This window comes from Nonomuraea sp. B10E15, assembly GCF_039871615.1.
Lineage (GTDB): Bacteria > Actinomycetota > Actinomycetes > Streptosporangiales > Streptosporangiaceae > Nonomuraea.
In genome coordinates this window covers 33,088-52,990 of sequence record NZ_JBDPMB010000006.1, presented here as the reverse complement: position 1 = coordinate 52,990, position 19,903 = coordinate 33,088, and the positions used below count along the sequence as shown (strand labels likewise).

The 19,903-nt window shown below is 71.6% G+C and carries 16 protein-coding genes; 7 read left to right on the top strand and 9 right to left on the bottom strand.

Annotation, left to right across the window (positions count from 1 at the left end):
- Positions 1-21 precede the first annotated feature (21 nt).
- Entirely contained in the window at positions 22-945 is a 924-nt protein-coding gene (locus tag ABGB14_RS19975) for an aldo/keto reductase (protein WP_347645238.1), read from the bottom strand.
- 136 nt (positions 946-1,081) lie between these two features.
- On the opposite strand from ABGB14_RS19975, the gene ABGB14_RS19970 reads away from it, so the two are divergent.
- Together ABGB14_RS19970 and ABGB14_RS19965 are read left to right on the top strand one after the other, a co-directional pair.
- Positions 1,082-1,441, top strand: a complete 360-nt coding sequence (locus ABGB14_RS19970) for a MerR family transcriptional regulator (protein WP_347645237.1) — start codon at positions 1,082-1,084, stop codon at positions 1,439-1,441.
- A 36-nt stretch (positions 1,442-1,477) separates the two neighbouring features.
- Complete coding sequence (locus tag ABGB14_RS19965) at positions 1,478-2,917, top strand: penicillin-binding transpeptidase domain-containing protein (protein ID WP_347645236.1); 1,440 nt, start codon at positions 1,478-1,480, stop codon at positions 2,915-2,917.
- A gap of 219 nt (positions 2,918-3,136) precedes the next feature.
- Here ABGB14_RS19965 and ABGB14_RS19960 read toward each other — a convergent pair whose 3' ends face one another.
- The gene (locus ABGB14_RS19960) at positions 3,137-4,999 is read right to left on the bottom strand and encodes an ABC transporter ATP-binding protein (RefSeq protein WP_347645235.1); all 1,863 of its coding nucleotides are present in this window, start codon (positions 4,997-4,999) and stop codon (positions 3,137-3,139) included.
- Positions 5,000-5,083: 84 nt separating this feature from the next.
- Between ABGB14_RS19960 and ABGB14_RS19955 the strand changes: the two genes are divergently transcribed.
- The 5 genes from ABGB14_RS19955 (at position 5,084) to ABGB14_RS19935 (ending at position 11,759) form a co-directional block, all read left to right on the top strand.
- Positions 5,084-7,438, top strand: a complete 2,355-nt coding sequence (locus ABGB14_RS19955) for a LuxR C-terminal-related transcriptional regulator (protein WP_347645233.1) — start codon at positions 5,084-5,086, stop codon at positions 7,436-7,438.
- 283 nt (positions 7,439-7,721) lie between these two features.
- Positions 7,722-8,489, top strand: a complete 768-nt coding sequence (locus tag ABGB14_RS19950; RefSeq protein WP_347645232.1) for an AMP-binding protein — start codon at positions 7,722-7,724, stop codon at positions 8,487-8,489.
- A 126-nt stretch (positions 8,490-8,615) separates the two neighbouring features.
- Complete coding sequence (locus ABGB14_RS19945; RefSeq protein ID WP_347645230.1) at positions 8,616-9,911, top strand: ABC transporter substrate-binding protein; 1,296 nt, start codon at positions 8,616-8,618, stop codon at positions 9,909-9,911.
- 106 nt (positions 9,912-10,017) lie between these two features.
- On the top strand, positions 10,018-10,899 hold the full coding sequence (locus ABGB14_RS19940; RefSeq protein WP_347645228.1) for a sugar ABC transporter permease: 882 nt from the start codon (positions 10,018-10,020) through the stop codon (positions 10,897-10,899).
- Positions 10,896-11,759: a carbohydrate ABC transporter permease gene (locus ABGB14_RS19935; protein ID WP_347645227.1), complete on the top strand. Its 864-nt coding sequence runs from the start codon at positions 10,896-10,898 to the stop codon at positions 11,757-11,759. Before ABGB14_RS19940 ends, ABGB14_RS19935 begins: the two co-directional genes overlap by 4 nt.
- Before the next feature lie 59 nt (positions 11,760-11,818).
- Here ABGB14_RS19935 and ABGB14_RS19930 read toward each other — a convergent pair whose 3' ends face one another.
- The 7 genes from ABGB14_RS19930 to ABGB14_RS19900 all read right to left on the bottom strand — a co-directional run bounded on the left by ABGB14_RS19930 (position 11,819) and on the right by ABGB14_RS19900 (position 19,818).
- A complete protein-coding gene (locus ABGB14_RS19930; RefSeq protein ID WP_347645226.1) occupies positions 11,819-12,823 on the bottom strand; it encodes a 2-hydroxyacid dehydrogenase in 1,005 nt (334 codons plus the stop codon).
- Positions 12,820-13,434, bottom strand: a complete 615-nt coding sequence (locus ABGB14_RS19925) for a histidine phosphatase family protein (RefSeq protein WP_347645224.1) — start codon at positions 13,432-13,434, stop codon at positions 12,820-12,822. The genes ABGB14_RS19930 and ABGB14_RS19925 overlap by 4 nt, the downstream gene beginning before the upstream one ends.
- Complete coding sequence (locus tag ABGB14_RS19920; protein WP_347645223.1) at positions 13,431-14,912, bottom strand: FGGY family carbohydrate kinase; 1,482 nt, start codon at positions 14,910-14,912, stop codon at positions 13,431-13,433. Before ABGB14_RS19920 ends, ABGB14_RS19925 begins: the two co-directional genes overlap by 4 nt.
- 49 nt (positions 14,913-14,961) lie before the next feature.
- Positions 14,962-16,464 (bottom strand): FGGY-family carbohydrate kinase, encoded by a 1,503-nt coding sequence (locus ABGB14_RS19915; protein WP_347645221.1) that lies wholly within the window; start codon positions 16,462-16,464, stop codon positions 14,962-14,964.
- Positions 16,464-17,696 carry a sugar ABC transporter permease gene (locus ABGB14_RS19910; RefSeq protein ID WP_347645220.1) on the bottom strand — a complete coding sequence of 411 codons (1,233 nt, stop codon included), beginning with the start codon at positions 17,694-17,696 and terminating at the stop codon, positions 16,464-16,466. Before ABGB14_RS19910 ends, ABGB14_RS19915 begins: the two co-directional genes overlap by 1 nt.
- Before the next feature lie 267 nt (positions 17,697-17,963).
- The gene (locus ABGB14_RS19905) at positions 17,964-18,725 is read right to left on the bottom strand and encodes an ATP-binding cassette domain-containing protein (RefSeq protein ID WP_347645219.1); all 762 of its coding nucleotides are present in this window, start codon (positions 18,723-18,725) and stop codon (positions 17,964-17,966) included.
- 10 nt (positions 18,726-18,735) lie between these two features.
- On the bottom strand, positions 18,736-19,818 hold the full coding sequence (locus ABGB14_RS19900) for a sugar ABC transporter substrate-binding protein (RefSeq protein ID WP_347645218.1): 1,083 nt from the start codon (positions 19,816-19,818) through the stop codon (positions 18,736-18,738).
- Positions 19,819-19,903 lie beyond the last annotated feature (85 nt).

Below are 19,903 nucleotides of genomic sequence, written 5' to 3'. Positions count from 1 at the left end.
GCGGGGACCGGGAGCGCCAGGTCAGGCGGGGGCGTCCAGGCGGGCGCGGAGGTCCTGGTCCAGCTTGAGGTCGGCGGCGCCGATGGCCTCCTCGAGCTGGTCCATCGTCGAGACACCGACGATGGGGACGACGCCGCCGGCCATCAGCCAGGCGAGGACGACCTGGTTCGGGGTCACGCCCAGCTCCTTGGCGACCTCGTGGAGCACGGCCAGGCGCCGGGTAGTGCCCGAATGATCGTATATATCGGAAATGGGACGGTCGGCTCGCGTGTACGCGCCGAACATCAGCGTGTTGTACGCCCACAACGTCATGTCCGGCTCGGCGGCCAGGTAGTCGAAGGTCTCGTCGGAGGCCAGCGTGTGCCCCGTCTCCGCCGGCCTGGTGAGCGGCCGGGGCCGCAGGTACGTGTGGCGGAGCTGCACGTGGGTGTAGGCGATCCAGCCGTTCGCGGCGGAGACGCTCCTGGCCCGCTCGAGCCGCCAGGTCGCGATGTTGCTCGCCCCCGCGGCGCGGATCTTGCCCTGCCGGGCCAGCTCGTCGAACGCCCCCAGGGTCTCCTCCAGCGGGACGGAGCGGTCCTCGATGTGCGACCAGTAGAGGTCGATGTGATCGGTTCCGAGCCTGCTGAGGCTGCCTTCCGCGGCCCTGGCGATGACCGGGGCGGACAGGCCCTCGGCCGAGTCGAGAGTGGTGTCGCCGGGGACGGTGGGCCGGGCGCCGGCCTTCGTACTGATGAAGATCTCGTCGCGGTTGCCCCGCGCGGCCAGCCACTTGCCGATGGCCAGCTCGCTCTCGTCGCCCGTGCGGCCCTCCACCCAGAACGGGTAGTTGTTGGCCGTGTCGAGCATGGTGCCGCCGGCCTCGTGGAACCGGTCGAGAAGGGCGAAGGTGTCCCGCAGGTTGACGGTCGTGCCGAACGGAATCGTGCCGATGGCGATGTTCATGGGGCTGACTCTGAGAGCTGGAGTGCACTCCGTGTCAAGCCCTGCCCGGACCGGTTGACCTGGAGTGCGCTCCAGGTGGAATGCTTGGACGCGTGGAGCAGCGTCACGAACGAACACGGCCGGCGGAGGAGGGCACATGAGCGTGTACACACCCGCCGAGGTCGTGCAGGAAACCGGGTTCAGCATCGACACCCTGCGCTATTACGAGAAGATCGGCCTGCTCGAGCGCGTCGACAGGAACGCGGCCGGGCAGCGCCGGTTCAGCCAGGAGGACATCGGCTGGCTGGGCACGCTGCGCTGCCTGCGCGACACGGGCATGCCCATCGCCCAGATGCTCCGCTTCGCCGAGCTCGTGCGCGCGGGCGACCACACGATCCCCGACCGCATCAAGCTCCTGGAGGAGCACGACGACCAGGTGCGGGCGCAGATCGCGAACCTCGGCGAGCGGCAGAGCTACATCCGGAACAAGATTTCCTACTACCGCAGCCTCATCTAGCCAGGCCTTTGCGCCCCGGTTGGTAAACCGAAAGGCATGGCATCGTGGGCGCGGCGGATCGACATCCCGCTCCGCCGCGTCGCCAGGTCGTGCGCGGCCATGCTGTTCGTGGTGCTGGCGCACCTGACGCTCGTCCAGGCGTTCGGCTCGCACACGCTCAACGCCGACCCCAGGAACGAGCGGCCCCTGATCGCCAGGTTCGAACGCCCGCGCGGCGACATCCTCACCTACGAGCGCACGCCCGTCGCCGTCAGCCGCCCGACCGGCCACGGCCCGTACCTCTACCGGCGGGTCTACCGGCACGGCGCCGTCTACGCGCCCGTCACCGGGCACGTCTCGCTGTCGGGCTCGACCGGCATCGAACACGCGCAGGACGCGGTGCTGTCCGGCGACGACGCCAAGGTGAGGGTGCAGTCGCTGGTCAGGGACGGTGTCGTGGAAGGAGCCGACATCCGGCTGACGATCAGCGAGCGGGCGCAGTGGGCGGCCTACCAGAGTCTCAAGGCGACCGGGGTACCGGGCGCGGCGGTGGCCATCAGCCCGGCGACGGGGGCGATCCTGGCGCTGGCCAGCTACCCGAGCTACGATCCGAACGCCCTGACCACCTTCGACCCTGACCGGCTCGCCGAGATGGCCAGGCGGTTCCGCGACGCTCCGTCGCGGCCGATGACCAACAGGGCGCTGCACCGGCTGTATCCGCCCGGGTCCACGTTCAAGCTGGTCACCACGGCGGCGGCGCTGGCCTCCGGCGAGTACACCCCGTCGACCGTGGTGGACGCGCCCGCCCGCCTGCGCCTGCCCGGCACCCCCATGTACGTGGACAACGGCGAGCGCTGCGCGCAGGAACGGCCGACGCTCGCGTACGCGTTCATGGCGTCGTGCGACACCGCGTTCGCCGGCATCGGGCTCCAGCTCGGGCAGGACCTGCTGCGGGACCAGGCCGAGGCCTTCGGGTTCAACGCGACGGGTCTGACGATCCCGCTGGGCACGACGCCGAGCCGCTATCCGGTCGCCATGGACCGGGCGCGGACCGCGCTGTCCGCGATCGGCCGCCACGACGACCGGGTGACGCCGCTGATGCTGGCCATGCTGTCGGCGGCCGTGGCCAACAACGGGGTGCTGATGCGGCCGTACCTGGTGGAGGAGCAGCGGCTGGCGGACGGCTCGGTGATCGGCCGGGCCAATCCCGCGCCCTACCGCACGGCCCTGTCGCCCGTGCTGGCGCGCTACCTCGCGGCGATGATGACGACGGTCACGCACGCGGGCGGCCCGGCGGCCATCCCCGGGGTGGAGGTCGCCGCCAAGTCCGACACCTCCGAGAGGGGCATGGTCGCCGGCGATCACGCGCTGGTGACGGCGTTCGCGCCGGCGGACGCGCCCGAGGTGGCGGTGGGGGTGGTGCTGGAGAACCCCGGCCACCGGGCGGGCGCGGTGGGCGACGTGGCGCGAGCGGTGATCGAGGCGGCCCTGGCGTGACGGCACCGCCCGGCTCCGGTGCAAGTGATCGGTAAGCGCTCGTCTATCACGGCTCCTTACATTGCGGGGCATGCCTAACATCGGTATATACGAGCTCATCTTCGTCTTCCTCATCCCCTTCGCGGCTCTCTGGGTCGTCATCTACACCGCCGTACGGGCGGCGATCCGCCACAGCAGGTGACACTCCGGTCGGCGCGTGAAGGAAGCAGCCGGCCCGGGTCAGCGGTAGGCGGCGGCCTGCAGGGTGTAGAGGTCGGCGTAGAGGCCGTTGAGTGACATGAGGGTGTCGTGGTCGCCGTGCTCGGTGACCGTGCCGCGGTCGAGGACGTAGATGCGGTCGGCGTAGCGGACGCTGGCCAGGCGGTGGGTGATGAGCAGGACGGTGCGGCCGTCCGCGTGGGTGCGGATGCGTTCGAAGAGGGCGTGCTCGGCGCGGGCGTCGAGGGCGGCGGTGGGTTCGTCGCAGATGAGCAGGGCGGCGTCGCGGTGGAAGCCGCGGGCGACGGCGATGCGCTGCCATTGGCCGCCGGACAGTTCGCAGCCGTCCTTGAAGCGGCGGTCGAGCAGGGTGTGGTAGCCGTGGGGCAGGCGGGCGATGACCTCGTCGGCGCCGGCGACGGCGGCGGCTTCGTGCAGGGCCCGTTCGCCTTTGCCGGTGCCCATGGTGATGTTGTAGCGCGCGGCCAGGGGCCAGCGGGTGTGGTCCTGGGCGATGACGGCGGTGCGGGTGCGGAGCTCGTCGGGGTCGACCTGGCGCAGGTCGGTGCCGTCCCACAGGACGGTGCCCGTGCCGGGTTCGTACAGGCCGGACAGGATCTTGGCGAGGGTGGTCTTGCCGGAGCCGTTCTCGCCGACGAAGGCGACGATCTCGCCCTGTTTGATCTCGACGGACACCTCGCGCAGGGCCGGTTCCTCAGCCCCCGGGTAGGTGAAGGTGACCTTGTCGGCCACGATGCGCTCGAAGGCCGGCGGCATCGGAGCGCGGCGCTCGCCGGACACGCGGCCTTCCGCCTGCGCGCAGAAGTCCAGGAAGTCGGTGAAGTAGAGGCCCTCCTCGTAGAGCTGGTTGGTGGCGTACATGAGATTGCCCAGCGAGGTCTGGCCGGAGCGGATGGCGAGCACCGCGGTGCCCGCGACCGCCAGCGGGATCGCGGCCACGGCCAGCAGGATGCCGAGGGCGACGTAGACCAGCGCGGCGCCGAGGCCGCCGAGGGCCTCCCCGGCCAGCCGGGCCATGGTCTGCCGCCGGGCCAGCCGGAGCATGACGTCCTGCTCGGCCGTGGCCACGGCGTCGTACATGCGCAGCAGGAAACCGCGCATCGTGAACGAGCGCACCTCCGCCGCGGGCCCCCGCTCGGCCAGCAGCTCGGCGATGATCCACTTGCGGCGGGCTGCGGGGACGAGTGAGTAGAGGGTGCTGTACCGCATCCTGGCGCTGCGCACCGCGGCCCAGGCGTCGGGCACCACGGCGAGCAGCAGGAGCGGCAGTAACACCGGGTGCAGCACGCCCAGCACGCCCGCCACGGCGGCGATGCCGACGGCGGCCGTCACCACGTTGATGGCCGAGGACACCACCGCGTCGGTCATGGCCACGCCGCGCAGCCTGGCCCGCTGCAGGGCGTCGTGAAAGTCGGGGTCGTCGTAGGCCACCAGGTCGACCCGGCTGGTCAGGCCGTAGAGCCGTTCCTCGGTGAGGCGGCTGACCTGGGGGTTCAGGCGCGACTGGGCCCAGCCGGCGCCTGCCTGCGTCGCCGTGCGCAGCACGGCCGCCGCGCCGACGAGGACGAGGCCGGGCAGCGCGGCCATCACGCGGTCGGGAGTCGGGCCCTCGCTGAAGAGCGCCGTCAGCACGCCGGTCGTGGCCAGCAGGCCGAACGCGGTGAAGACGCCGCCCAGCAGGTTGAGCGTGACGGTCGCCACGGTGTCGCGGGGGCTGGCGCGCCAGGCCATGCGCAGCGCCTCGACCACGAGGGAGGGCAGGCGCCTGGCGATGGTCAGGAAGCCGACCTCCGCCATCTTGTCGGTGTGGGCGTGCCAGTCGGAGAAGGAGATCTCCCCGAGTTCCAGCGGCTCGTCGGCCATAGTCAAGATTGTGCCCGCGGACAGCCATACTTCTCATGAACTCGACTGTGGGCGCGGGACGTAGTTGGTGACACACTCACAGTGATGCTGCGATTCGCTGATCTCACCAACCTGCCGGCCGAGTCGAACACGTTCGTAGGCCGGGAGTCCGACGTGGACGAGCTGGTCCAGCTGATGCGCGTTTCGCGGGCGGTGACGCTGTGCGGGGCGGGCGGCATCGGCAAGACCCGGCTGGCGCTGCGGCTCGCGGCGCGGGTCGCCCCCGTCCACGCGTGCGGCGTGCGGTTGGTCGAGCTGGCCGACCTGGGAGAGGGCGAGGTCAGAGCGCAGGTGGCGGCGTCGCTGGGCCTCGCGGGCGACCCTGGCACGCTGATCGGTGGCCGGCGCGTGCTGCTGCTGCTCGACAACTGCGAGCCGGTGATCGGCGAGTGCGCCGAGCTCTGCCGCGACCTGCTCGGCTCATGTCCCGGGCTCACCATCCTGGCCACCAGCAGGGAGCCGCTGCGCGTCCCTGGGGAGACGGTCTGGCGGGTGCCGCCGCTGTCGATCGACGGCGAGGGCAGCGAGGCCGTACGCCTGTTCGCGGCCAGGGCGGCCGCCGCCAGGCCCGGCTTCGAGCTGACCGCCGACACGTTGCCGCAGGTCGTGACGTTGTGCCGGGCCCTCGACGGGCTGCCGCTGGCGATCGAGCTGGCCGCCGCCATGGTCAGGGTGCTGTCCGTACGCCAGCTCGTGGAGCGGGTCGACGACCGGTTCCGGCTGCTCGCGGGCGGCCCGCGGACGGCTCCCGCCCGGCACAGGACGCTCAGGGCGGCGGTCGACTGGAGCTACCGGCTGCTCAGCCCGCAGGAACGGGTGCTGCTGCGCCGTACGACCGTTTTCCGCGCCGGGTGGACGCTCGACCTGGCCGAACGCGTCTGTTCCGGTCCCGGCCTGCCCGAGGAGGAGGTGCTGCCCCGGTTGTGCGACCTGGTCGACAAGTCGCTGGTGGCGCTCGACGGTGAGATCGCCGGGCAGGCGCGTTACCGGCTGCTGGAGACGGTTCGCGAATACGCGCTCGAACAGCTCGCCGAGTCGGGGGAGGAGACCGAGCTGCGCCACCGCCACCTGATGGCGCTGGCAGGGATGGCGGCCGGGTTCCGGCGGGCGGTGGCGCCGGAGCGGCGCATGTCGTGGCCGGTGGTGGAGCGCTACATCAACCTGTTCGACGGGCTCAAGGCCGAGGTCGCCGCGGCCTGCGACTGGTCGGTCTCCACCGGGGCGCCGGAGGCCGCACTCGCCATGCTGACCGACGTGCGCTTCCTGCTGACCGGCTGCGGGCGCAAGCTCGACGTGGCCGAGCGGCTCGACCGGCTGCTGGCTCTCGACGCCCCTCGGGTGCCTCCCGCGCTGCGCGGGCAGGCCACGATCCTGCGCGGCGAGCTGGCCCTGACGGCGGGTGACAGGGAGCCCGGTCTGCGGTGGGTCCGTGCCGGGCTGGCCGCGTGCGCGACCGCCCACGACACGTACGGCGTGGCCGCCGGCCTGATCGTGCTGGCCTGGCTGACCGGCGACCAGGACATGCCGGCCCGGGCGCTGGATGCGGCCAGGCAGTCAGGCGACCGCGTCCTTGAGTCGCTGGCCCACAGCGCCAGGGCGGCCTCGGCCCTGCGCCAGGGCCGGCTGCGCGAGGCGCGACGCGCGTACGGCGAGGTCCTGGCGATCAACGAGGAGCTGGACAACCACGTCGGGCGCTCGTCGGGCCACATCGGCCTGGGGCAGGTGGCCAGGGAGACGGGCGACCTCGCCGTGGCCAAGCTGCACTACGAGTCGGCGCTGAGCCTCATCGGGCACATCGACGCCAGGCAGCAGAAGGTGAGCGGCATGGCCGGGCTCGGCGGTGTGGCGCTCGACCAGGGAGACCTGACGACGGCCAGGACCATGCTCACCGAGGCGCTGGTGCTCAGCCGCGACGCCGGGCTGTGCTGCGGCATCGCCAGAAGGCTGGAGGCGTGGGCGAGCCTGGTCACGGCCGAGGGCGACCACCGGCTCGGGGTGCTGCTGATCGCGGCCTCCGTGGCGCTGCGCGGGCGCCAGCCCGACGCGCGCACGGAGAACGTGCTGCGCCCCGCGCGGGAGCTCCTCGGCGACGAGACGGTGGCCGTGCTCTGGGCCGAGGGCGCGAAGATGACGGCCGACCAGGCGGTGTCCTGCGCGCTCGACGGCACGCGGCCCGATCCGCCGGCGGCGATGTTCGTCCCGGTCGTGCAGGAGAGCAGGCTCACGGCCAGGGAACGCGAGATCGCCGAGCTGGTCGCGAGAGGGCTCAGCAACCGGGCGATCGCCGACGAGCTGGTCATCAGTCCGGCGACCGCCGCCCGTCACGTGGCGAACATCCTGTCGAAGCTGGGCTTCTCCACGCGTACACAGATCGCCGCATGGATGATCGGCAGCCGTTGAGCTTCTACACATGGCCGCGCCGGCCGTCTACATCGTCGAATAGCCATGTCAGAGCATGTGCGGGGGTGCCCTGAGGGCTTACCGTTCGAACGCGGGGCTTGCCTCGCGTGCGGTCGTCACGTGTCCGTGCCGGCCGGGCCTCCTCGGAGGGGTGGCGGTCCGGTCGCCGGCGCGTGACCGCGGGCTCGAGCCGCGCAGGGCTCGGGCCCGCCCGAATAATGCACATCGGCCTACATACATCGGCGGATGCCGGGCCCGTCCGGGCGGTCGTACGTTGTCAACCATGAAGCCCTCGGTCTCGACGACCGGCACCGTGATCCACGAGGTTTTCCGGCTGGCCTACGGGCGTGGTGACCGGCCCGCGCTCGTCGACGTGCGGGGCCGTCGTGTCTACGGCTACCGCGAGCTGGTGACCGAGGTGACCAGGGCGGCTTCGGGCCTGGTGTGCAGGGGCGCGCGGCGCGACCAGGTGGTGGGCGTGCACGTCTCGACGGCGGGCGCGCAGACGCTGGCCGTGCACACGGTGCTGGCCGCGGGTGGGGTGGCGGCGCCCATCGATCCCGCGCTCGGGGCGTACGAGCTGGCCGTGTGGTTGCGGGAGTGCGACGCGCGCACCCTGGTCACCACGCCGGACCTGGCGGCGACGGCGGTGCGCGCGGCCGAGCGCTCCCGGGTGCGGCAGATCGTCTCGCTGGGCGCGGCGCTCGACACGATCGACTTCAGCGAGCTGGTGGCGCTCGCGCCGACCGCGCTGCCCGTGCTCGACGCCAGGCGCCAGGCCGCGCTCCTGCCTGCCGGGGGCCGGCGGTTGTCGCACGCGGACCTGCTGGCCAGGATGGCCGAGCTCGACCGGCCCGTACGCCTGACCGAGTCGGACGTGGTGCTGGCGACGTGGACTCCCGGCGGCGGTTGCGACCTGCCGGCCCTGATCGCGCTTGGCGTGTCGAAGGGGGCGACGGTGGTCGCCGCGCACGGTGACGACCTGGCCGGCGGCCGTGGTTTCGGCGTCACGGTGGTGTCGGGTCCTGACGGCGTGCTGAGGCGCGCCTGAGCCAGATATGCGGACCTGTTACCCGCTCTCCCTTGACGGCGTGGCGGGGAAAGTGGGTTGATAGCCGTTGTTGACAACGTTGTCAAGAATCACCTGCTTCGGGGGGCTTCGAAGGGATGGTGTGCGATGCGACGGTGGTTGGTGGCCGCCTCGATCACGATGGTGAGCGTCCTGGGCCTGACGGCCTGCGGCGGTGGCGGCGGCGAGCAGACGGCACAGTCGCCCTCCGCGGACAGCGGCGGGAAACAGCAGGTTGAGGTCTTCTCCTGGTGGACGGGTCCTGGTGAGGCCGACGGCCTCACCGCGATGCGGAAGATCTTCGAGGAGAAAAACCCGACATATACCTTCTTCGACGCGGCGGTGGCGGGTGGCTCCGGCGACAAGGCCAAGGCCCTGCTGCAGTCGAAGCTCCAGGCGAGCACCCCTCCTGACACCTTCCAGGGCCACGCGGGCGCCGAGCTGCAGGGTTACATCAAGGCCGGCAACCTTGAGGACCTGACCGCGCTCTACGACGAGCTGAAGCTCAAGGAGGTCTTCCCCGCCCAGCTCGTCGAGCAGATCAGCGTGGAGGGCAAGATCTACTCGGTGCCGGTGAACATCCACCGGTCCAACGTCCTGTGGTTCAACCCGGCGGTGCTCAAGGAGGCCGGGGTGGCCGGGGCGCCCAAGACGATCGAGGAGTTCGTCGCGGCCCTGGAGAAGGTCAAGGCCAAGGGCAAGATCCCCCTGTCGATCGGCTCCGAGTGGACCGTCACCCACCTGCTGGAGAGCGTGCTGCTCGGCTCGCTGGGCACCGACGCCTACAACGCCCTGTTCAAGCCGGGCGCCGACTGGAGCAGCGCGCAGGTGACCACGGCCCTGCAGAACTTCGCCAAGATCATGGAGTACGCGGGCGACCCGCAGGACGACTGGCAGCCCGCGGCCAAGCAGGTCGCCGACGGCGAGGCCGCCTTCAACATCATGGGCGACTGGGCCTACGGCTACTTCCACAACCCCCCGGAGGGCGGCCTGGGCAAGAAGTCGAAGACCGACTTCGACTGGGCGCCCGCTCCCGGCACCGAGGGCACGTACCTGTGGTTGTCCGACAGCTTCACCCTGCCCAAGGGCGCGAAGAACCGTGACGGGGCGCTGGCCTGGCTGAAGGTCGCGGCCAGCAAGGAGGGCCAGGACGCCTTCAACCCGAAGAAGGGCTCCATCCCCGCGCGCAAGGACGCCGACGAGTCGCTCTACACCGACTACCTGGCCGATGCGCTGAAGGACTGGTCGAGCAACAAGCTCGCCGGGTCGGTCCAGCACGGTGTGGCGGTGAACCAGCCGTGGCTGGCTGCGATCAACGAGCAGGTCGGCCTGTTCCTCGGCACCAAGGACGTCAAGGCCCTGCAGCAGGGGCTGGCCGACGCTGCCACGGCCAACGCGCAGTAGCCGGGCCCGGAGATGAGCGCAGAGATGAGCCGGTAGGAGAACCACGCGACGGGCCCGGCAGGCGGCCGCATCCGGCGGCCTGCCGCGTCCGTGGGAGGGATTGCTTGTGAGGCGGGCGCGCACGTGGCTGCCCGGGCTCCTCCTCGTCACGCCGTCGATCGTCCTGATCGGCGTCTTCGTGTACGGCATGCTCGGCTGGAACTTCCGGCTGGCCATGACGGACAAGCACGATGAGGTGTCCGAGGGCGAGTTCGTGGGGCTGCAGAACTTCATCGACATCTGGGACCAGGCCCGATGGCACCTGTCGGTCCGGCACGCGATCGTGTTCACGGTCGTGTTCGTGCTCGGGGCGCTGGTGCTCGGGTGGCTGCTGGCGTTCCTCATGGAGAAGGGCATCAGGGGCGAGGGGACGTTCCGGGCGATCTACCTGTTCCCGATGGCCATCTCGTTCGTCGCGACCGGGATCGTGTGGCGGTGGCTGATGAACTCGGGGACGGACGAGCGGGCGGTGGGGCTCAACCGGCTGTTCGACGCGATCGGGTTGCCGCAGTGGCAGTGGTTCCGGGATCCGGACTGGGGCATGGCGGCGATGGCGCTGCCGGCCATCTGGCAGATGTCCGGATATGTCATGGCGTTGTTCCTGGCCGGTTTCCGCGGCGTGCCCGAGGAACTGCGCGAGGCGGCCCGCGTCGACGGCTGCTCCGAGTGGGGCGTCTACCGGCACGTCGTGCTGCCCCTGCTCAGGCCGGTGACCCTGTCCGCGCTGATCATCCTGGGGCACATCTCGCTCAAGGTCTTCGACCTGATCGTCGCGGTGTCGGGCAAGCAGATCATCACCGACGTGCCCGCGGTGTTCATGTGGGTGGCGGTCTTCGACTCCCACGACCCCGCGAAGGGGGCCACGATCGCCTCCTACATCGTCCTCAGCGTGGCGATCTTCGTGATCCCGTACCTGATCTGGTCCGTGCGTAAGGAGAGGCGCCAATGACAGCGGTGAGTGCCGGGCGGAGGAGCACGGCGTTCGCCTGGACGCGGTTCGGCGTGCTGCTCGCCTTCGTGGTGATCTTCCTCATCCCGATCTACGTCCTGCTGGTCACCAGCTTCAAGCCGCTCACCGAGGCGGACCCCAGCCAGGCCTGGAACCTGCCGCAGACGTGGACGACCGAGGCATGGCAGGTGGCCTGGGACAAGCTCGCCCCAGGGTTGTGGAACAGCGTGCTGCTGGCCGTGCCCGGCTCGCTGCTGTCGTGCGCGCTGGGCTCCATGAACGGCTACGTGCTGTCCAAGTGGCGCTTCCCCGGCGCGGACGTGCTGTTCACCCTGTTCCTGTTCGGCATGTTCATCCCGTACCAGGGCGTGATGATCCCGCTGGTGCAGCTGCTCGTCGGGCTGAACGACCTGACCGGGCTGCAGGGCGTCTTCTACGGCGGCATCCCGGGGCTGGTGCTCGCCCACGTCGTCTACGGCATCCCGATCTGCACGCTGATCTTCCGCAACTACTACGTCACGATCCCCGACGAGCTCATCGAGGCGTCGCGGGTGGACGGCGCGGGCATGCTGCGGACGTACTGGTCGGTGGTGCTGCCGGTGTCGGCGCCCGCGATCGCGGTGGTCGTCATCTGGCAGTTCACCTCGCTCTGGAACGACTTCCTGTTCGCCGTGTTCCTGACCGGGCCGACGAGCTGGCCGGCGACCGTGATGCTGAACAACATCGCGGGCGCCCAGGCCACCCCGTACAGCCAGCAGATGGCGGCGGCCATCCTCTCGTCCATCCCGACGATGCTGATCTACATCCTGCTCGGCCGGTTCTTCATGCGCGGGCTCATGGCGGGCGCGCTCAAGGGGTAGCCCTCAAGGAGTGGCCCTCAAGGAGTGGCCCTCAAGGAGTGGCCCTCAAGGAGTGGCCCTCAAGGAGTGGCCAGGTGGGCCGGTGGCTCGCCGCGCACGTAGCGGGCCACGTCCGCGGCCACGATCGAGGCCGCCTTCATCGCCGTCTCCTTGCTGGCCCCGGCCAGGTGCGGGGTCATCACCAGGTTCGGCGCGGCGAGCAGGCGCGAGCCCGGCGGGATCGGCTCCTCGGGGAAGACGTCCATGGCGGCGCCGAACAGGTGGCCGGACTCCAGCGCGTCGCACAGCGCGTCGTAGTCGAGCAGCGCGCCGCGCGCGCAGTTAACCAGGACCGAACCTCGCGGCATCGCGGCGATCTCGGCCGCGCCGATCATGCCGGTGGTCTCGGGGGTGGCGCGGGCGTGCAGGGAGACGAAACGGGAGCGTTCGAGCAGCTCGGGGAGCTCCACCTTGCCGGGCACGTCGACGTACGGGTCGTGGACCAGGACCTCCGCGCCGAAACCCGCCAGCATGCGGGCCACGCGGCTGCCGATGGCGCCGTACCCGATCAGGCCGGCCGTGCCGCCCTCCAGTTCCGGGCCCACGCTGTCGTAGGTGTAGTAGTCGCCCCGCCACACGCCGCCGGCCAGGTCGGCGTGCGTCTGCGGGATCCTGCGGGTGGCGGCGAGCAGCATGGCGAGCGTGTGCTCGGCGGTGGCCACGGCGTTGCGGCCCGGCGCGTACGTCACGGCCACCCCCGCCTGCGCGGCCGCCTCCAGATTGGCGTTCACGGGACCGCCCCTGCTCACGCAGAACAGCCGCAGATCGGGCGAGGCGTCGAGGACGCGCTTGGTCAGCGGGGCCATCTGGGTCACGCACACCTCGACGCCGCGCAGCGCCTCGATCAGCGCGTCCTCCACGTCGGAGGCCTCGTCGACCTCGCCCACCCGGCCGAACGGCTCCACCGGCCACGGCAACGTCAGCTCGCGGACGTCCACCTCGCCGGGGACCTCCCGTCTGAGCGCGTCGATGAGCAGGCGGTTCTGGACGAAGTGGTCGCCTGCGGCAAGGACTCGGATGGTCAACGAACGGCTCCAATCGGGGAGTTGTACTGCAGCAGCGCCGGCCGTCCGGCGTTCAGCCGCAGCTCGGTCAGCGCGCAGTTGTCCAGGCGGGGGAACAGCCGCCGGTATTCGCCGAGCGGCACCCCGACGAGGTGGCACAGGGCGAGCCTGAGGGCGGTGGTGTGCGCGACCACCAGCACGCGCCCGCCCTGGTGCGCGGCGGCGATGTCGTGCAGCGCGGCGACGAAACGCTCGGCGGCCTGCCGCGGGTCCTCGCCTCCCGGCAGCGGGTGCTCCGCGGGGTCGGCCTCGAACGCGGCGCGGGCCTCGGGGAAGCGGGCCGCCATCTCCGCCGACGTCAGGCCCTCGCCCTGGCCGAAGTCCAGCTCGCGCAGCCTGGCGTCCACGCGCGTCGCCACCTTCGCCGCCGCGGCGCTCGCCTCGGCGGTGATGCGGGCCCGGCTCAGCGTCGAGGCCCACACGCCTTCCAGCCCCGCGGTCGCGGCCCATCCGGCGAGCCGGGCGGCCTGCTGGTGGCCGCGCGGGGTCAGCTCGATGTCGGTGAGCCCGGCGTAGCGGTTCTCGGCGTGCCAGACGGTCTCGCCGTGGCGTACGAGCACGAGGTCGGTCATCGGGTGGTCCTTTCGCGGGCGTGTCGTGCGGCGGCCTCGCCGAGCCAGCCGCGGCGTTCCAGCTCGGCGACGAAACGCAGGTACGGCTCGCGCAGGTCGGTCCCTGACGGCTCCACCACGGCCCGCGTCCTGATCATCCCGGCGTTCTCTCCGTCCAGCTCCCCCGTGGCGCTGCCGGCCGCGAGCACGGCCATGCCGAGCGCGGGTTCGGCGTTCTCCCGCAACGTCACCGGGCGGCCGAGGACGTCGGCCCTGAGCCGGGTCCAGTACGCGCTCCTGGTGGCGCCGCCGGTCAGGATGATCTCGCCGTCAACGGGGGCGCCGAGCAGGTCGAGGTAGTCGAAGGAGAGCCGTTCGACGAAGGCCGCACCGAGCAGGATCGCCGCGTAGCGGTCGACGTCGTCGGCCGGGTCGCCGAGCGTGAACGACTCCGCGTCGGGCGCGGCGAAGGGAAACCGTTCTCCCCGGGAGACCAGCGGGTACGTGACAGCCCCCGGCCCCGCGCCGCCGGACGGTCCGGGACGCGCGCCGAACCGGGCGGCGGCCTGGGCGCTGAGCGCGTCGAGGTCGCGCCCGGGGAGGTCGCGGGTCAGCACGCCCGCTCCCGTGCTCGACGCCCCGCCGGGCAGCCACGAGCCGTCCGGCGCGCGGTGCGAGTAGACGACGCCGAGCGGGTCGTGGATCAGCTCCTCCGTCACGCCCTTCAGCACCAGGGTGGTGCCCAGCACGGAGTTCCAGCTGCCGGCCCGCTGCGCCCCCGCGCCGAGCTGGGCCGCGCAGCCGTCGGTGGTCCCGGCGACCACCGGCGTGCCGGCGGGGATGCCGGTCTGCTCGGCGGCCTCAGGGCACACCACACCCAGCCGGGCGCCCGGCCGTACGACCTCGGGGAGGATCTCCGCGGGCACCCCCAGCGCGTCGAACACCTCGGCGGGCCAGCGCTCCTCGACCAGGTCGACGCCGGTCTTGAGCGCGTTGCTCAGGTCGGTGGCCACCTCGTGGCCGGTCAGCCGCCGGTTGACGAAGTCGCTCTGGTGCGCCGGCCGAGCCCCGCGCGGCGCGTCGCGCAGCAGCCACAGCAGCTTCGGCAGCGCCCAGTTGGGCTGCATGCGCCGGTAGCCGAGCCGCTCCCACACGTGCCCGCCCACCTCGTTGACCCGCGCGACCTCGCCCGCCGCCCGCCGGTCGTCGTACATCAGCGCGGGCGTCAGCGCCCCGCCGAGTCCGTCGGCGAGCAGGATCGTTCCAGAGGTGGCGTCCACCGCCACTCCCGCCACCCGCTCCGGAGGCACGTCCCCCAGCGCCTCTCGGGTGGCGCCGGCCAGCGCCCGCCACCACTCCTCGGGGTCCTGCTCGTGGCGGGGACCGTCACGGTGGCTGGTCAGCGGGCGCGCGGCGGCGCCGAGCACGTCGCCGCCGCCGGTGACGGCCATCGCCCGGACGCTCTGCGTCCCGAGGTCGACGCCGATCCACACGCTCATGTACGGCCCCTCATGTCGGCGAGCAGCGGCCCCGTGCCGGTCCCTGTGCTCATGGACGGCCCCTCATGTCGGCGAGCAGCGGCCACGTGCCGGCGCTGGAGCCCCGAAGGCTCAGGAAGTCGTCGAAGAGCCGGGCATAGCGGGCCTGGCGGCCGGGGTCGGGCTCGACGGCGTCGCGCAGGCGTACGTGCTGGGCCGCCGCGTCGGCGACGGACGGCGCGGCGCCCGTGGCGGCCAGCCCCACCAGGTACGCGCCCCGCGCGCCCACCTCGGCGTCGGCCGGGCGGCGTACGGGCAGCCCGGTGACGTCGGCGATCATCGCGAGCCAGGTGGCGCTGGCCGAGCCGCCCCCGCTCGCGCGCAGCTCCGTCGGCGCGGCGCCGGTGGCGGCCAGGCAGTCGCGGATGACCATCGTGAGCCCTTCCAGCGCGGCCCTGGCGACGTGCTCGCGGCCGTGCTCGAACGACATGCCGTGCAGCGCGCCCCTGGCCAGCGGGTCGGAGAAGGGCGCCCGCTCGCCGGCGGGCGACAGGTAGGGCAGGAACGTCAGACCGCCCGCGCCCGGCGGGCTCCGCCGGGCCAGCTCGCCCAGCTCGGCCGGGCCGTCCAGGCCCAGCAGGCGGCACGTCCACTGCACGACCTCCGTGCCGGCGAACGTGGGGAAGGCCCGCAGGTAGCCGCCGGGCAGCGCGATCGTGATGCCGATCGGGTCGCCGTCCAGGTCGGGGGCGCCGACGATGACCTCGGTGCACAGCGTGGTGCCGAGGATCCCGCACGCCTGCCCCGGCGCCACCGCGCCCGCGCCCAGGGCCGTCGAGGCGATGTCGTAGGGGGCCATCACGACCGGCGTGCCGGCGGGCAGGCCGAGCGTCGCGGCGGCGTCCGCCGTCAGCTCGGCGACCGGACAGGACCGGATCTCGGGCAGCAGCCGTCCGGCCCATTCCATGCCGAACATGCCGAGCAGCTCGTCCGAGTACGCCCGCGCCCGCAGGTCCATGAACGGCGCGGACGCGTCGGACTCGTCGGCCACCAGCTCCCCGGTCATCCGGGAGAAGATCCAGCCGCCGCAGGTCAGGTTGGCGTGCGACCGGTCGAGCCGGCCGGGGTCGTTCGCGCGCAGCCAGGTGAGGACGGCGTGCGGCAGCCCGGACGCGGCCGAGGAGCCGTTCAGGCGGAAGGCCTCCGCCGCGAGCCCCGAACGGGTCCAGGCGTCGACCGTGGCGGCGGCCCTGGCGTCGTTCCAGAGGATCGCCGGCCCGGCCGGCCGACCGCCGGCGTCGACCAGCCAGCAGCCGTCGCCCTGCGCCGTCACCGCCACGAAGTCGATCTCCCCCGCACCAGGAGTGGCACGCGGCTCGCGCATTCGGGCCGCGACCTCTCGGACCGTTTCGGCGACCGCGGCCCAGACGGCGTCCATGTCCTGCTCGGCGTGGCCGGGCGCCGGCCTCGCGACCTTGGTCTCCCGCCGGGCGACGTGCGACTCCGCCCCCGAGGAGTCGTAGCCGACCGCCTTGATGACCGTGGTCCCCGCGTCCACGCAGATGATCGCCATCAGGCCCTGCCGTGTGAGGTCCTCGACCGGCGCGACACCGAGTCGACGACCACCGCGAGCAGCAGCACGACCCCGGTGACCACGAACCGGATCGAGGAGTCCAGGTTGAGCAGCGTCAGCCCGCTGGAGATGGACTGGATCACGATGACGCCGAGCAGCGCGCCGAAGGCCGTGCCGCGCCCGCCGAACAGGCTCGTCCCGCCGATCACGGCCGCCGCGATGGCGTTGAGGTTGACGTCGCCGCCGCCGCTGCTCTGGTTGGCCGCCGCGAGCCTGGCCGCGGCCAGGATGCCGCCGACCGCGGCGAACGTCGAACAGAGCACGAACACGGAGGTGTAGATCGCCCGGACGTTGATGCCGGCGCGGCGCGCGGCCTCGACGTTGCCGCCGACGGCGTACACGGCCCTGCCCCACTTCGTCCGCGACAGCAGGTAGTGCATGATCAGCACGAGCGTCACGAAGAAGACGAACATCCAGCCGACGCCGCGCGTCTGGCCGAGGTACCAGACCACGAACGCCAGCACCACGAGCAGCGCCACGCTCCTGGCGGCCAGCGCGGTGACGCTTCTCGCCGACAGCCCGGCCTTGCGCCGCTGCTGGGCGTGGAGGAATCCGCTGGCGAACAACCACACGGCCGCGATCCCCGCGAACGTGTACGACAACCAGGCCGGTACGAAGTCGAGCTGGGCGAAGTTCACCAGGCCCGAGTCGAACGGCAGGTTGATCGATCCCTTGGCGCCCAGCACGTACAGCTGCAGGCCCAGGAAACCGAGCAGGCCGGCCAGCGTGATCACGAAGCTCGGCACCCCGAACCGGTTGAACAGTTGCCCGTACAACCAGCCGATGGCCGCGCCCATGAGCACGGAGGCGGCGATCGCGAGCCAGACCGGCAACCCCTCGCTCACGAACAACACCGCGAGCACGGCGCCGGACAGCCCGCTGACCGACCCGACGGACAGGTCGATCTGCCCGACCAGCAGCACGCACACGACGCCCAGCGCGATGATGCCGACGGCGGCGGACTCCAGCGTGAGGTTCACCAGGTTCGCGCTGGACAGGAAGATCGGGTTGAGGACCTGCAGCACCGTCCAGATGACCACGAGCCCGACCACGACCGGGATGACGCCAAGGTCGCCGCCGCGAGCGCGCTCGATCACGTCGGTGACCGCGCCGCGCAGCCCCGCGCGCTCCCGCAGGCGCTCGTCCTGGCGGTCGGTGGTCACTGTATTCATGGCCTCACTCCGTTCGGCGGGCTCGGTCGCCCGATGCCGCCGTCTTCCCCCGCTCTGGTCGCTGCGCTCCCGCCGCTCCTCCAGACGGCGGCGCTCCCTCGCGTATTCATGGCCTCACTCCGTTCGGCGGGCTCGGTCGCCCGATGCCGCCGTCTTCCCCCGCTCTGGTCGCTGCGCTTCCGCCGCTCCTCCAGACGACGGCGCTCCCTCGCGTGTTCATGGCCTCACTCCGTGAGGCGGGTTCGCTCGCCATGTGCCCTCGCCCCTTCACGACGACGCTCCCTTGTTGGTACGCCGGGACACCGCGTTGTCGGTGGCGCCGGTGATGGCGGCGATGATGTCCTCGGTGGTGACGTCGGCCACGCCGAAGACGCCGTTGTTGCGGCCGAGCCGCAACACCACCACGGTGTCGGCGACGGCTTTCACGTCCGCCATGTTGTGGCTGATCATGATGACGCCCAGGCCGTTCTCGCGCAGCCGCTCGACGAGGTTGAGCACCTCGGCCGTCTGCGCCACGCCGAGCGCGGCCGTGGGCTCGTCGAGGATGATCACCTTGGGGTCGCCGAGCAGCGACCTGGCGATGGCCACGGTCTGCCGCTGGCCGCCGGACAGTGCCGCGACCGGCACCCGCACGCTCGGGATCTTGGCGGAGAGCTGGCGCAGCAGCTCCCACGAGCGGGTCTCCATGGCCACGTCGTCCAGCCGCAGCGGGCGGACCTCCTGGCCGAGGAACAGGTTCTGGATCACGTTGAGGTTCTCGCAGAGCGCCAGGTCCTGGAAGACGGTGGCGATGCCGAGCTTGTGCGCGGCGGCCGGCGTGGGGATCTCGACGTCGCGGCCCTCGAAGGTGACCCTGCCGGAGTCGGGCGCGTGCACGCCGGCCAGGATCTTGACCAGGGTCGACTTGCCCGCGCCGTTGTCGCCGACGATCGCGACGACCTCGCCGGCGGCGACGTCGAGCTCGATGTCGGTGAGCGCGGCCACGGCGCCGAAGGTCTTGTTGATCCCGCGCAGCGACAGGACGGTCATCGGTGCTCTCCTACTTGATGCCGAGCTCGTCGCAGCCCTTGGCGTACGCGCCCGTGCAGATGTCGGCGGCCTTCATGATGCCGCTGTCGAAGAGCACTTCCTTGATGTTGTCCTTGGTGACCACCGTGGGCACGAACAGCTCGGACGGCGTGTCGTAGAGCGTGGTCTTGCCCGCGGGCTTCTCGCCCTGCATGAAGCCCCAGGCCACGTTCGCCGCGGCCTCGGCCACGATCTTGATGGGCTTGGAGATGGTGTTGTACTGGTCGCCCGCGATGACGCGCTGGGCGGCAGCGGGCTCGGCGTCGTTGCCGGTGACCGGCGGCACGTCCACGCCGGCCGCCTTGAACGCGGCGATGGCGCCGCCGCCGGTGCCGTCGTTGGCCGCGACCACGCCGGCGATCTGGCCCTTGAACTGCGTGATCTGGCCGCTCACCCAGGTCTGCGCCTTCTCGGGCTGCCAGTCCGGGGTGTCGTACTCGGCCAGGAGCTTGAAGCCGCTCGGGTCGACGGCGCTGTGGATGCCCTTCTTGATCAGGCCGGCCGCGGCGTCCGTGGGGGAGCCGTTGACCTGGAGGATGCCGCCCTCGGCCTTCTCCTCCTTGAGGTGGTCGACCAGGGACTGGGCGATCATCGAGCCGATCTTCTCGTTGTCGAACGAGATGTAGTAGTCGGCCGGCGTGGCCGGGATCGGCCGGTCGTAGGCGATGATCGGCACCTGCTGCGACTGGGCCGACTTGACGATGGTGGCCGCGGCGGCGGAGTCGACCGGGTCGATCACGATCGCCTTGACGCCCTGGGCGAGCGCGGAGTTGGCCTGTTGCTGCTGCTTGGCCGCGTCGGAGTCGGCGTTCTGGTAGATGACCTGGCAGCTCGGGCAGAGCTGCTTCATCTTGGCCTCGAACAGCGGCTTGTCCTGCAGCTCGTAACGGGTGGAGGCGAGGTCGGGCATGAGGAAGGCGACCTTGGCGTTCTGGGTGTCGCCGCCGGCATCCCCGCCGGTCGAGCCGGAGTCTGAGCCGCACGCGGCCAGCACCGAGCTTGCGAGCACTGCCGCCACGGCGAACGCGCTGGTCCGCATCTGAGCTCTGTTCACGGGTTCGTTCCTCACTCGCTACGTCCTCGCGGACGGATCCAAACGCTCGCTGCCCCCGAGACATGGACATAGCCCCTCACAAGGG

What these genes read in the sequence shown, in the direction of transcription:
- ABGB14_RS19975 (WP_347645238.1), bottom strand. Translation starts at nt 945, where the DNA reads ATGAACATCGCCATCGGCACGATTCCGTTCGGCACGACCGTCAACCTG.
- ABGB14_RS19970 (WP_347645237.1), top strand. Translation starts at nt 1,082, where the DNA reads ATGAGCGTGTACACACCCGCCGAGGTCGTGCAGGAAACCGGGTTCAGC.
- ABGB14_RS19965 (WP_347645236.1), top strand. Translation starts at nt 1,478, where the DNA reads ATGGCATCGTGGGCGCGGCGGATCGACATCCCGCTCCGCCGCGTCGCC.
- ABGB14_RS19960 (WP_347645235.1), bottom strand. Translation starts at nt 4,999, where the DNA reads ATGGCCGACGAGCCGCTGGAACTCGGGGAGATCTCCTTCTCCGACTGG.
- ABGB14_RS19955 (WP_347645233.1), top strand. Translation starts at nt 5,084, where the DNA reads ATGCTGCGATTCGCTGATCTCACCAACCTGCCGGCCGAGTCGAACACG.
- ABGB14_RS19950 (WP_347645232.1), top strand. Translation starts at nt 7,722, where the DNA reads ATGAAGCCCTCGGTCTCGACGACCGGCACCGTGATCCACGAGGTTTTC.
- ABGB14_RS19945 (WP_347645230.1), top strand. Translation starts at nt 8,616, where the DNA reads ATGCGACGGTGGTTGGTGGCCGCCTCGATCACGATGGTGAGCGTCCTG.
- ABGB14_RS19935 (WP_347645227.1), top strand. Translation starts at nt 10,896, where the DNA reads ATGACAGCGGTGAGTGCCGGGCGGAGGAGCACGGCGTTCGCCTGGACG.
- ABGB14_RS19925 (WP_347645224.1), bottom strand. Translation starts at nt 13,434, where the DNA reads ATGACCGACCTCGTGCTCGTACGCCACGGCGAGACCGTCTGGCACGCC.
- ABGB14_RS19920 (WP_347645223.1), bottom strand. Translation starts at nt 14,912, where the DNA reads ATGAGCGTGTGGATCGGCGTCGACCTCGGGACGCAGAGCGTCCGGGCG.
- ABGB14_RS19915 (WP_347645221.1), bottom strand. Translation starts at nt 16,464, where the DNA reads ATGGCGATCATCTGCGTGGACGCGGGGACCACGGTCATCAAGGCGGTC.
- ABGB14_RS19910 (WP_347645220.1), bottom strand. Translation starts at nt 17,696, where the DNA reads ATGAATACAGTGACCACCGACCGCCAGGACGAGCGCCTGCGGGAGCGC.
- ABGB14_RS19905 (WP_347645219.1), bottom strand. Translation starts at nt 18,725, where the DNA reads ATGACCGTCCTGTCGCTGCGCGGGATCAACAAGACCTTCGGCGCCGTG.